This is a genomic window from Pedobacter sp. ISL-64, assembly GCF_018613605.1.
In the GTDB taxonomy this organism is placed as follows: Bacteria; Bacteroidota; Bacteroidia; order Sphingobacteriales; family Sphingobacteriaceae; genus Pedobacter.
In genome coordinates, this window is record NZ_JAGGPU010000001.1 from 351545 (window position 1) to 363785 (window position 12241).

Consider the following 12241-nt stretch of genomic DNA (forward strand, 5'->3'; position numbering starts at 1 on the left):
ATTTGTGGAATCAAAATTCTTTTTGGCCCCTAGATTGATTTGCCATGAAATATAAAATATGGCTATTGAAGGTTAAGTAGCGCTTGTCTTACGGCGTTGTCGGTTTGGTTTGTAGCCTTGTAATAGCCTACATCGCCCAGATAATAACGGCAAAGCAAAGCTTTTAAATCATTCAGAATCACATTTTTCGAATTATACAATTGAAAGCGGTCTATCGCTACATTTTTGCGTTGAAGATACCCGATAAAGTCTTTAAAGTCGTTATCATTTATAGTGAAGATATTGATATTCTGCTCTACAAAACTGGCACTATACTTATTGGTAAGTACATTAAATACATAATCAGAAAGCACTTTTTTGCTCACTAAATTGCTGTAAAACTTATTGTAGCCACTTGTGTCTAGTTTTACAAATACATCAGGCTGGATACCGCCAATCGGTTTAACTTTCCTGTTGGGCTGAATATTTACGCCTTCTGTTTTCTCAATAGAATCTTGAAAAGAGGTCCGGTCTCCGGTAAGCTCTCCGTCCATCATGCGCTCGTCTAATTCATGTTTATAGGCGTCGTAACCTTTTTTATACGATTTTTGGATACTGCGACCAGATGGTGTGTAATATCTAGCGATGGTTAAGTTCAATGCAGAACCGTCGCCAAAAGCAAATTGCTCTTGTACCAATCCTTTACCAAAGGAGCGGCGGCCAACAATAATTCCGCGTCCCAGATCCTGGATGGCTCCAGCAACAATTTCGCTGGCCGAAGCGGTATTTTCATTAATCAGGACGGCCAGTTTGCCATTTTGAAAAGCGCCAGTACCCGTAGAAAAATAATCGGTACGTGGCTCATGTTTACCCTGGGTATATACTATAAGTTTGTTCTCGGCTAAAAACTGATCGGCCAAACCTGTAGCAGCAGTAAAATAACCACCCCCATTGTCACGCAAATCAAGAATCAGTTTTTTCATGCCCCTTGCTTTCAGGTTATTGGCTGCAACAGAGAAATCATTATCGGTATTGGCGCCAAACTTGCTGATCCGTACATAACCTGTTTCGTTATTGATCATATAAGCGGCATCAATACTACTGATGTTTACTTTTCCTCGCGTAACCATAATGCGGTTACTTTGTGGTGCACCTGGATGTAAAAGCACCACGCTAACACCCGTTCCTGATCTGCCTTTAAAACGGCCCGTAAGTTGGTCTTTTGGTAAATTTCTTCCACTTACAACTGCCGTATCGATACTTAGGATTTTATCGCCCAGTTTTATCCCCGCCTGGTAAGCAGGGCCATCTTTAACCACGCCGGTAACCATCATGGTATCGTTAAGCATATAATATTCTATGCCCACACCTTCAAAGTTCCCTTCCAGGTTATCGGTCATGTCTTGCGCATCGGTTGGCGGCAGGTAAACACTATGTGGATCGAGTTGGTGTAAAACACTATCAATAGGTAAATTTTGAAGCGAATCGGTATTGATGTCATCAACATAATTGCCGTTGATGATGTGTAAGATTTCGTTTAATTTTTCGTCGCTATTGTTAGCGAGCTGAGGGCTTTTTTTAACGCCAAAACCTTGGTCTTTAATGAATTTTATGCCCAAAAACATACCTACTATTAAAATTACAGAATAGCTCACAGCAATCAGTATGTTATTTCGGGTATTTTTTTTCATCAGCGTTACTGCAAATTTATGAAAATTAGCGAGTTGATATATTTTTTAACTGCATTTTCATGTCTTTTGTTTATAATATTTAACATTAATTAACGCGATGGAGCGATGGGTTGAAATTTATGACAGATATTTTTGAGTTTTTAGGGTAGTTTTTAGAAAGAATTTACCGAATTTTATCAAAATTAAATTTATGAATAGAGTTACCGAGCAAGAGTCTAACTATAACCACATCGATCAGATGTCGGTGTTAGAAGTTTTGCAGGGCATTAATAACGAAGATAAAACTGTCGCATTTGCAGTTGAAAAATCTTTGCCTCAGATCGAAAAATTAACATCGGCAGTGGCCGAGCGAATGAAAAAAGGTGGCCGTCTCTTTTATATAGGTGCGGGTACAAGTGGTCGTTTAGGTGTAGTAGACGCATCAGAATGCCCACCTACATATGGTGTTCCTTTTGATTGGGTTGTTGGAATTATTGCCGGTGGAGATACAGCCATTAGAAGAGCGGTAGAATTTGCTGAAGATGACGCCGAACAAGCCTGGAAAGACCTTCAGGAATTTGAAATTAACGAGAAAGATTGTTTGGTTGGCCTGGCGGCGTCAGGTACCACGCCATATGTAATCGGCGGATTAAACACGGCACGTAAGCATGGTATTTTAACAGGTTGCATCGTTTGTAATACTGGCGGACCTATTGCTGCAGAATCGGATTTTCCGGTTGAAGTGGTGGTTGGCCCTGAGTTTGTAACCGGCTCTACCCGCATGAAATCTGGTACGGCGCAAAAAATGGTGTTAAATATGTTAAGCACTACCGTCATGGTTCAGTTGGGGCGTGTAGTTGGCAATAAAATGGTCGATATGCAGTTAACCAATCATAAACTCGTAGACCGCGGTACACAAATGGTGGCCGATGAGCTAAATATAGGTTACGATGAAGCAGCTGAGTTATTAACCCGTTACGGAAGTGTACGTAAAGCAGTTGAAGCAGGACACTGAGAAATGTTAGAATGAGAGAAGGATGGATGGAGTGAATGAAAGAATTTTGAATGATAGAATGTAAGAGTAGCATTAATCATTCTCTCATTCAAAATTCGATCCTTCAATAATTAAAAAAAAGCATGCACGAAATTGAGCCTTATTATCAGTGGAGAGATGATTATATTTCGGCAGAAGATGAGCGATCGCCATTTTACAATACCGAATATTCGGAACTTTACTTCGATAAGCAGATATATAACTTTTTATTGCACCCACAGTGGGACGAGTTTGGATCGAATACCCTTTATATGAAGGTTTTGTATGCAGATTATGACCACAGTTATGCCATTATCGAATTTATCGGCGAGTGGAACGATGCGATTAACAATGACATCATGTTAATGAAGCGCGATATTTTAGAACTGATGATGGATGAAGGCATTAATAAATTTATCCTGATCGGTGAAAATATACTGAATTTTCATGCCTCTGATGACAGTTATTACGAAGAGTGGTTTCAGGAAGTAGAAGATGGCTGGATTGTTGGAGTTAATTTTCAGGAACATGTAATTACCGAGTTCAGGGATAATAACATCGATTATTACATTAACTTTGGTGGTGCTTTTGATGACTTGCCATGGCGCACATTAAAACCGTTACAGTTCTTTAAAAAAGTTGAAGAATTGCTGACAAAAAGATTAAACTAAATATTTATTTTTATATAGTTAAATACACAAAATTTAAAATGGAACAACAAAATTATCAATATCAAAAAGACAGTGTTTTTGTACAGGAAAGATCTGTTTCTAAAAAATTCTTTGCAAACGTTTTCTTGTGGATGTTCGTGGCATTGTTATTATCTACGCTTTCTGCCTTTTATATTTCTAACAGTGAAAGTGCATTAAGATCGTTAATCGATTTTGAAACCGGTAGAAGAACTGCTTTAGGTTACGTAGCCATGTTTGCACCACTTGGATTAGTTTTGTTAATGGGCGCGGGTTTTAACAAATTATCTTATGGTGCACTATTAGGCGTTTTTGTGCTTTTCTCTATTTTATTAGGAGTAAGTTTAAGCTTTATTCTCTTAATTTATACCGGGGCGTCAATAATTACCTGTTTCGCTGCGGCTGCGGGTATTTTCGGTATTATGGCATTTATGGGCTATACCACTAATATTGATCTCAGCAAGTTCGGCCCTATCTTAATGGTAGGTGTTGCGGGATTATTTATTGCGAGCATTCTTAACATGTTTATTAAAAGCGAACAATTTAGCCTGATTATGGCTTTTGTAGGTATTGCAGTATTTACTGCGTTAACGGCTTATGATGTGCAGAAAATCAAAAGAATTGGGATGGGAATTCAGGAGAGTGGAGAAGCAATTCCAGAAGCAGACACTAAAAAACTGGCAATAATGGCTGCTTTGAATTTATATTTAGATTTCATCAATATCTTCCTTTTCTTACTTCGTATTTTCGGAAGCAGAAAATAGTCATTAACAGAACAATATTCTTAAGGCCGTGCAGAATTGCATGGCCTTTGTAATTTTATTTGGTAGCAAAGCGATAAATTTTGGAATTGATGTTGCTTTGTTGCATTTTTGTATGCTTATTAAGAAAGACGGAGGGATTAGACCCAACGAAGTCTTAGCAACCTGTAACCATACAAGGTGCTAAATTCTATTCTGCAAATAGCGGAAACAGATAAGTTTAGGATTACGATTCACGTACCAACTTTTTAAATAAGCCATATAAGTATCGTGTATTCGAGTATCAAGTATCGAGACAAATTTGTCTATGCTTTTGCTCCTTACCTGAGGTTAATTCGATCTATCATTTAGTCTTGATACTTGATACTAGCCACTTGCTACTAAAACAACAAATGAGCATAAGAGAAGAATTAGAGAAACGTATTTTGGTGATTGATGGTGCAATGGGTACCATGATTCAGCGATATACCTTAACCGAAGAAGATTTTAGAGGGGAGCGATTTAAAAACCATCCCTGTGATGTAAAAGGCAATAACGATTTGCTTAACATCACACGTCCGGATATTATAAAAACGATACACCTGGAGTATCTGGCGGCTGGTGCCGATATTATCGAAACCAATACGTTCAGTACACAACGCATTTCCATGGCCGATTACCAGATGGAAGACCTTTCTTACGAAATGAGTTTTGAGGGCGCGCGGGTGGCAAAAGAAGCCGTAAACGAGTTCATGGCTGCAAATCCAGACCGTAAATGTTTTGTTGCTGGTGCTATTGGCCCAACCAACCGTACCCTTTCCATGTCGCCGAATGTAAACGATCCTGGTTTTAGGGCAGTTTATTTTGATGAGCTCGAAGCGGCATATTACGAACAGGTGCGTGGTTTGGTAGATGGCGGTTCTGATGTATTATTAATCGAAACCATTTTTGATACTTTAAATGCTAAAGTGGCTATTGTAGCCATTAAAAAATACGAAGAGGTAATTGGCCGTAAGCTGGAGATCATGATTTCTGGTACCATTACCGATGCCTCTGGAAGAACACTTTCAGGTCAAACTGCCGAAGCTTTCTTAAACTCTGTAATGCATGCAAAACCATTAAGTATCGGTTTTAACTGTGCTTTGGGTGCTAAAGAAATGCGTCCGCATATTGAGGAACTTGCAGCAAAAGCAGGCTGTTATGTTTCGGCCTATCCAAATGCTGGTTTGCCAAACGAGTTTGGTGCTTACGATGAACAGCCGCATGAAACGGCACATTTAGTTGACGATTTTATTGCCTCTGGTTTTGTGAATATTGTAGGCGGCTGTTGTGGTACCACGCCAGAGCATATTGGCTGTATTGCTAAAAATGCAAGAAAAGCTGAACCTCGGAAAATACCGGTTCTTGAGCCTTATATGCGTTTAAGCGGATTGGAGCCTGTAACCATCACCCCAGAAAGCATTTTTGTAAATATTGGTGAAAGAACAAATATTACCGGATCTCCCAAATTCTCTAAACTGATTTTAGGTGGCGATTATGAAGCTGCATTGGCCGTTGCTTTGCAACAGGTTGAAGGTGGTGCGCAGGTAATTGATGTGAATATGGATGAGGGGATGTTGGATTCGGAAGCAGCAATGACCAAATTCTTAAATCTCATTGCCTCTGAACCTGATATTGCCAAATTGCCCATCATGGTCGATTCGTCCAAATGGTCGGTTATTGAAAATGGCTTAAAATGTTTGCAGGGAAAAGGAATTGTAAACTCTATTTCACTAAAAGAAGGAGAGGAGAAATTCCGCGAAAGTGCACGCAAAATTATGCAATACGGTGCTGCGGTAGTAGTAATGGCTTTTGATGAGCAGGGACAGGCCGATAATTACGAGCGCAGAAAAGAAATCTGTAAAAGAAGTTACGATATTCTGGTGCACGAAATTGGTTTCCCGCCAGAGGATATTATTTTCGATCCGAACATTTTAACCGTTGCAACCGGACTGGAAGAGCACAACAATTATGCAGTTGATTTTATAAATGCTACCCGTTGGATCAAAGAAAACCTACCTCATGCTAAAGTGAGCGGAGGGGTTTCTAATATCTCTTTCTCTTTCAGGGGAAATAATACCGTTCGCGAAGCAATGCACTCCGCATTTCTTTATCACGCCATTCAGGCTGGGTTAGATATGGGGATCGTAAATGCAGGGATGCTAGAAGTTTATCAGGAAATTCCACCCGAATTGTTAGAAAGGGTAGAGGATGTACTCTTAAACCGAAGAGACGACGCTACAGAGCGTTTGGTAGAATATGCCGATACCGTAAAATCGAAAGGTAAAGAGGTAGTTAAAGATGAAGAGTGGAGAAAAGGTTCTGTTGAAGAGCGATTATCTCATTCTTTAGTAAAGGGAATTGTAGAATACCTGGATGATGATGTGGAAGAAGCCAGACAAAAATATGCCCGCCCGATTCAGGTAATTGAAGGTCCGCTGATGGATGGAATGAACATTGTTGGTGATTTATTCGGTGCCGGAAAAATGTTCCTGCCTCAGGTAGTAAAATCGGCTAGGGTAATGAAAAAAGCCGTGGCGTATTTATTGCCATTTATTGAGCAGGAAAAGCTTGATAACCCGGATCAAAACCAAAGTTCATCAGCAGGAAGGGTCTTAATGGCTACTGTTAAAGGCGATGTACACGATATTGGTAAAAATATTGTGGGTGTAGTATTGGCTTGTAATAACTTCGAAATTGTAGATATGGGCGTGATGGTTCCTGCACAGGAAATCATTAGAAAAGCCAAAGAAATAAATGCTGATATTATCGGTTTAAGCGGATTAATTACCCCTTCATTGGATGAAATGGTTCACTTTGCAAAAGAAATGGAGCGTGAAGGTTTTACCATTCCATTAATTATTGGCGGAGCTACGACCTCTAGAATCCACGCTGCGGTAAAAGTAGCGCCAAATTATTCAGGACCAGCAATCCACGTGTTAGATGCTTCGAGAAGCGTTACCGTTTGCAGCACCTTGATGAATCCTGAAACAAAAGACGATTATGTGGCAGGTATCAGGGCAGAATATGACAAAGCCCGCGAAGCGCATTTAAATAAGCGATCGGATAAACGTTTTAAAACCTTAGAAGAGGCACGTGCAAATAAATTTAAGATTGATTTTCAGCCTAACCTACCCGTTCCGGAATTTACAGGTACAAGGGTTTTCGATAATTACCCATTAGACGAACTGGTTCCCTATATCGATTGGACGCCGTTTTTCCATACCTGGGAACTCCGCGGCAGTTATCCGAAAATTTTCGACGATAAAAATGTAGGCGACGAAGCGAAGAAACTTTTTGATGATGCACAGACTTTATTAAAACGTATCCTCGACGAAAAACTATTAACAGCAAGAGCTGTAATCGGTTTCTGGCCAGCAAACACGGTAGGAGACGACATCGAGTTGAGAGTTGAGAGTTCGGAGTTGGGAGACTCCAAACCCCAAACTCCAAGCTCCAAACTAGTTAAAATACACACCCTTCGCCAGCAAGCCGAAAAAGTAGATGGGCAGCCCTATTATGCTTTATCTGATTTTATCGCACCAAAAGAAAGTGGTATTCAGGATTATTTCGGTGGTTTTGCCGTAACCGCAGGTATTGGGATTGATGAACTGGTAAATGAGTTCGAATCTAATTACGACGATTACAATAGTATCATGGCTAAAGCATTGGCTGATCGCTTAGCTGAAGCCTTTGCCGAGCGCTTGCACGAACGGGTACGTAAGGAATATTGGGGTTATGCACAGGATGAAAATCTGAGCAACCAGGAATTGATTAAAGAAGAATACGCAGGTATCCGTCCCGCGCCAGGTTATCCTGCCTGTCCGGAACACACCGAAAAAGGAACTTTATTCCAATTGCTTGATGCGGAGAATAAAATTGGACTTCACTTAACCGAAAGTTATGCCATGTATCCAACAGCAGCAGTAAGTGGGTTTTATTTCGCACATCCCGATTCGAGGTATTTTGGATTAGGAAAAATTACCAAAGATCAGATTGAAGATTACGCCATCAGAAAGAATATGCCGGTTGAAGAAGTGGAGCGGTGGTTAAGTCCAAATTTAGCTTATTAATATTTTCGATTTGTCATCCTGAGTGAATCGAAGGATCTCAAACCGAAGAACATATAATTTTGATGTTTGCAGTCATCAGAAATAAGAACTGCTACAATGTTAGAGATGCTTCGTTGGCACTCAGCATGACACCCAAAAATAGGTTATGAAGATTACAGACCATATAAAAAACGCAAAGGGTAAAACCTTGTTCTCTTTTGAATTATTGCCGCCTATTAAAGGGCAAAGTATACAATGGATTTATGACGCGATAGAGCCCTTGTTGGAATTTAATCCTCCTTTTATTGATGTAACCTCTCTTCGCGAAGATTACATTTATAAAGAGCAGGCCAATGGTTTGCTGCAAAAGGTATCTTACCGTAAACGTCCGGGTACCATTGCCATTTGTGCAGCTATTATTCATAAATATAAGGTTGATGCCGTTCCACATTTAATTTGTGGTGGTTTTACCAAGGAAGAAACCGAAAATGCATTGATCGATCTACAGTTTTTAGGTATCGATAACGTTTTGGCTTTGCGTGGCGATGCACGTAAGGCAGATGGGAATTTCGTGCCAACTCCTGGCGGACACTGTTATGCTACGGATTTAATCGAGCACATCAAGAACCATAACGAAGGTAAATTTCTCCACGAAGACGTAGAAACCTTTAAAAGTGATTTCTGTATCGGCGTGGCGGGCTATCCTGAAAAACACTTCGAAGCACCTAACATGAGTACCGATTTCAAATACCTGAAAAAGAAGGTTGAAACGGGAGCGGAGTTTATTGTTACGCAGATGTTCTTCGATAACCAGAAGTATTTCGATTTTGTGAAAAAATGCAGGGAAAACGATATTAACATTCCAATTATACCAGGTTTGAAACCTATAAGTACCTTATCGCAGTTAAATGTGCTGCCTAAAATATTTCACATCGATTTGCCTGATGAGTTAACGGATGCGTTATCGCACGCTAAAAATAATAATGAGGCAAAAGAAATAGGTACTGAAGCCATGATTAAACAATGTAAAGAACTGATTGATTTCGGTGCTCCAGTATTACACTTTTACACCATGGGCCGCCCAGAACAGACCAAAAAGATTGCGAAGGCTATATTTTAGCCTAAAAAGCATCGTCATTGTGAGGTACGAAGCAATCCTACAACGATCGCTAATTAACCCAGCGCTTTAAGATTGCTTCGTACCTCGCAATGACGTATTTTTCTTTATTCCATAAACATTATCATCATGAATAATTTAAATACCGACCAACAAAACCTTGATGCCATACTAACAGAGGTTAAACAACAGGGAATAGATTATTTAAACCAAATTCATGAGCGGCCTACGGCCAGTTCTGCTGAAGTAGAGATTGTCCGGGATTTAAGCGAGCGAGGTTTTGGTACACTTGAAGCCTTAAAGCAATTTAATCAACGTTTCGAGCCTATTATGGTGGCCTCATCTGGGCCAAGATATTGGGGCTTTGTAACCGGTGGAACAACTCCTGCTGCCATTGCTGGCGATTGGCTGTCGACTATCTACGATCAAAACACACAAAGCGCAAAAGGTAACGGCGACGTTTCAGCCATCATCGAACTCGAAACCATCCAGTTATTACTTTCGTTGTTTAACCTGCCCAAAGATTTTTTCGGTGGTTTTGTAACCGGGGCAACCTTATCTAATTTTACTTGCCTAGCTGTTGCAAGGCAATGGATTGGCAAACAATTTGGGAAAGATTTTGCCAGAGAAGGGATATCGGGTGCTGTAAAAGTGCTGTCGGCTACACCACACTCATCAGCCATAAAATCCTTATCCATGCTGGGCTTGGGAAGTGGCAATTTTATTCAGGTAAACGTAATGCAGGGCAACCGCGAAGCATTGGATATTGCCGATCTCGAACTGAAAATCCAAGCCTTAAATGGCGAACCTTTCATATTGATTTCCAGTGCCGGAACAGTAAATACGGTTGATTTTGATGATTTTGAAGCCATTAATACCTTAAAAGAAAAATATAATTTCTGGTGGCATATAGATGCAGCCTTTGGTGGCTTTGCCGCTTGTTCGCCAAAATATAATCATTTGGTTAAAGGATGGGAACATGCCGACAGTATTACGGTAGATTGCCACAAATGGCTAAATGTACCATATGAAAACGCAGTATTTTTCGTGAAAGAAAAACACCAATTGTTACAGGTAGAAACCTTTCAGAATTCTAATGCAGCTTATTTGGGCAATCCGATGGAAAATTTCAGTTACTTAAATTTTTTGCCAGAAAATTCCCGCCGTTTAAAGGCCTTACCTGCATGGTTTACCTTAACAGGTTATGGAAAACAAGGTTATCAGGAAATTGTAGAAAGTAATGTCGAAGTGGCCTTACAGTTTGCCGGTTTTATTAATGAAAATCCAAACTTCGAGTTGTTGGCACCCGTACGTCTAAATACCGTTTGTTTTTCGTTGACAGATGAAAGTTTAGTTGCAACATTCCTGAATAAGTTAAACGCGGGCGGAAAAGTTTTTATGACCCCTACATTTTATAACGGGAAGAAAGGAATACGTGCTGCTTTTGTAAACTGGCGGACCTCAGCCGCTGATGTTGAGTTGGCTACGACAGCTATGCTTGAAATTCTTACAGAACTTTAACCTTAAAATTATTGTTTTAATGCTGTAGCGTTTATCTTTGTACCGATGAAATTAGATGGCCTTAAATATGTACTTATTGCCTGCATTGCGATAGCTTTTTTCTTAAAAGTAAGTCATGCGGTTTCGTATTTAAACTATTCTACCAATAATATTGAAGTTTTATCCACAAATGACGACGCAACAGAGAAGGAAGAAAAGAAAGTAGAAACCGAATATGCGGTGCAGCAAATCGCGTTTCACGGAGCGTTATATTTCCCACTTCAAACTTCAAAAAAGGTGCTTATTCCTGATTATTCTCTTCAATTGGCTTACTTTCCAGAGGTTTTAACGCCGCCACCTTCCGTATAAGCATATCCTTTTATGTTTAAACTCCGTTTGGCTAAAACGGAACCAATTCCCTATTTTAAAAATTATAAATAATATATATGAAACGAGCAATTTCATTTGCAGTGCTGTTAGTCGCTGCCGCTTTAAAAATCAGTGCACAAGAAGTTGTGCAGAACAATGTTAAACCAGTAGAAAATGCCCTAAATCAGGTTACTAAATTGCAACCTGTAAGTTTTAGTTATGATAAAGCCTGGGCCGAAAAACTGAAGTTATCTGCTAAACCACAGTATGGTTTTGTAGGAGCTGACGCTAAAATAGCTTTTCCTGAAATTGTTTCTGTACAGGCAAAAAGTTATGCATCAGGCAAAAATGCTTTTAAAAATGCTACTATTACCAAGGTAGATTATGAAAGATTAGTCCCGCTTTTGGTCGCCAGCATAAAAGAGCAACAAGAGCAAATAGAACAATTAAGGGCAGAGGTAAACAGTTTAAAATCCAGAAATACAAAGTAGTTTTTTTAGTTGATTCAGGTCGGAGTAATGTTCCGACCTTTTTGTTTTTATAAATAAAACGATCCTACCTAACGCTTAAATTTTTATTTTTATATAGTTAACCAAATATAAATCTACAATTAAAAACAATTATTATGAAAAAGCTTATTCAATTATTCCTGTTTTGTACAGTGCTGGCTGCGTTACCTTTGCAAAATACTAAGGCTGAAAGTAGTGCCAGTAAATTTTTTAGCATTGGTTTAAATTTAAGTAATGGAACTGGTGATAACGGCTCTATTTACTTATACGGACCTACTCCTGTTAGTGCTTACTTTGGCCCAAGTGGAGGTTCGTATGGTCCGTTGACGGCCGGCACCTATACTATTATTATTTATACTGCAGCCCCAGGTTCACGCACTTTTAGATTTAATGGACAAGCGATTACCACCAGCACTGGGAGCGCAACATTTAATAATGTTAGCATTACTTCTACAGCATTCGCTTCTGTTAATTAAATAAATATTTTCAAGTTGGTCCGGATTATAGTCCGGACCTTTGTGTTGTTTGACTTTTTGATTAAGGA

10 protein-coding genes and 1 riboswitch are annotated in these 12241 nt (G+C 39.5%); of the genes, 9 read left to right on the forward strand and 1 reads right to left on the reverse strand.

What is annotated here, in order from left to right; translation table 11 throughout:
- Positions 1 to 62 precede the first annotated feature (62 nt).
- On the reverse strand, positions 63 to 1670 hold the full coding sequence (locus tag J7E57_RS01565) for a S41 family peptidase (RefSeq protein ID WP_215129937.1): 1608 nt from the start codon (positions 1668 to 1670) through the stop codon (positions 63 to 65).
- A gap of 190 nt (positions 1671 to 1860) precedes the next feature.
- Between J7E57_RS01565 and murQ the strand changes: the two genes are divergently transcribed.
- The 9 genes from murQ (at position 1861) to J7E57_RS01610 (ending at position 12173) form a co-directional block, all read left to right on the forward strand.
- On the forward strand, positions 1861 to 2664 hold the full coding sequence (gene murQ / locus J7E57_RS01570) for an N-acetylmuramic acid 6-phosphate etherase (RefSeq protein WP_131028100.1): 804 nt from the start codon (positions 1861 to 1863) through the stop codon (positions 2662 to 2664).
- A gap of 122 nt (positions 2665 to 2786) precedes the next feature.
- The gene (locus J7E57_RS01575) at positions 2787 to 3353 is read left to right on the forward strand and encodes a hypothetical protein (RefSeq protein WP_215129939.1); all 567 of its coding nucleotides are present in this window, start codon (positions 2787 to 2789) and stop codon (positions 3351 to 3353) included.
- Positions 3354 to 3391: 38 nt separating this feature from the next.
- Entirely contained in the window at positions 3392 to 4135 is a 744-nt protein-coding gene (locus J7E57_RS01580) for a Bax inhibitor-1/YccA family protein (RefSeq protein ID WP_215129941.1), read from the forward strand.
- Positions 4136 to 4248: 113 nt separating this feature from the next.
- Positions 4249 to 4353, forward strand: a riboswitch (SAM riboswitch).
- A gap of 171 nt (positions 4354 to 4524) precedes the next feature.
- On the forward strand, positions 4525 to 8223 hold the full coding sequence (metH, locus tag J7E57_RS01585; protein WP_215129943.1) for a methionine synthase: 3699 nt from the start codon (positions 4525 to 4527) through the stop codon (positions 8221 to 8223).
- A gap of 145 nt (positions 8224 to 8368) precedes the next feature.
- Positions 8369 to 9322 (forward strand): methylenetetrahydrofolate reductase [NAD(P)H], encoded by a 954-nt coding sequence (metF, locus tag J7E57_RS01590; RefSeq protein WP_215129945.1) that lies wholly within the window; start codon positions 8369 to 8371, stop codon positions 9320 to 9322.
- Positions 9323 to 9448: 126 nt separating this feature from the next.
- Positions 9449 to 10840 carry a pyridoxal phosphate-dependent decarboxylase family protein gene (locus J7E57_RS01595; RefSeq protein ID WP_215129947.1) on the forward strand — a complete coding sequence of 464 codons (1392 nt, stop codon included), beginning with the start codon at positions 9449 to 9451 and terminating at the stop codon, positions 10838 to 10840.
- A gap of 45 nt (positions 10841 to 10885) precedes the next feature.
- A complete protein-coding gene (locus J7E57_RS01600; protein WP_215129949.1) occupies positions 10886 to 11188 on the forward strand; it encodes a hypothetical protein in 303 nt (100 codons plus the stop codon).
- Positions 11189 to 11265: 77 nt separating this feature from the next.
- Positions 11266 to 11679: a tail fiber domain-containing protein gene (locus J7E57_RS01605; RefSeq protein WP_215129951.1), complete on the forward strand. Its 414-nt coding sequence runs from the start codon at positions 11266 to 11268 to the stop codon at positions 11677 to 11679.
- A gap of 134 nt (positions 11680 to 11813) precedes the next feature.
- Positions 11814 to 12173 carry a hypothetical protein gene (locus J7E57_RS01610; RefSeq protein ID WP_215129953.1) on the forward strand — a complete coding sequence of 120 codons (360 nt, stop codon included), beginning with the start codon at positions 11814 to 11816 and terminating at the stop codon, positions 12171 to 12173.
- Positions 12174 to 12241 lie beyond the last annotated feature (68 nt).

Bases quoted from the DNA above. Each gene is read 5' to 3' on its own strand.
- J7E57_RS01595 (WP_215129947.1), top strand. From the start codon at position 9,449: ATGAATAATTTAAATACCGACCAACAAAACCTTGATGCCATACTAACA.
- metH (WP_215129943.1), top strand. From the start codon at position 4,525: ATGAGCATAAGAGAAGAATTAGAGAAACGTATTTTGGTGATTGATGGT.
- metF (WP_215129945.1), top strand. From the start codon at position 8,369: ATGAAGATTACAGACCATATAAAAAACGCAAAGGGTAAAACCTTGTTC.
- murQ (WP_131028100.1), top strand. From the start codon at position 1,861: ATGAATAGAGTTACCGAGCAAGAGTCTAACTATAACCACATCGATCAG.
- J7E57_RS01580 (WP_215129941.1), top strand. From the start codon at position 3,392: ATGGAACAACAAAATTATCAATATCAAAAAGACAGTGTTTTTGTACAG.
- J7E57_RS01605 (WP_215129951.1), top strand. From the start codon at position 11,266: ATGAAACGAGCAATTTCATTTGCAGTGCTGTTAGTCGCTGCCGCTTTA.
- J7E57_RS01600 (WP_215129949.1), top strand. From the start codon at position 10,886: ATGAAATTAGATGGCCTTAAATATGTACTTATTGCCTGCATTGCGATA.
- J7E57_RS01610 (WP_215129953.1), top strand. From the start codon at position 11,814: ATGAAAAAGCTTATTCAATTATTCCTGTTTTGTACAGTGCTGGCTGCG.
- J7E57_RS01575 (WP_215129939.1), top strand. From the start codon at position 2,787: ATGCACGAAATTGAGCCTTATTATCAGTGGAGAGATGATTATATTTCG.
- J7E57_RS01565 (WP_215129937.1), bottom strand. From the start codon at position 1,670: ATGAAAAAAAATACCCGAAATAACATACTGATTGCTGTGAGCTATTCT.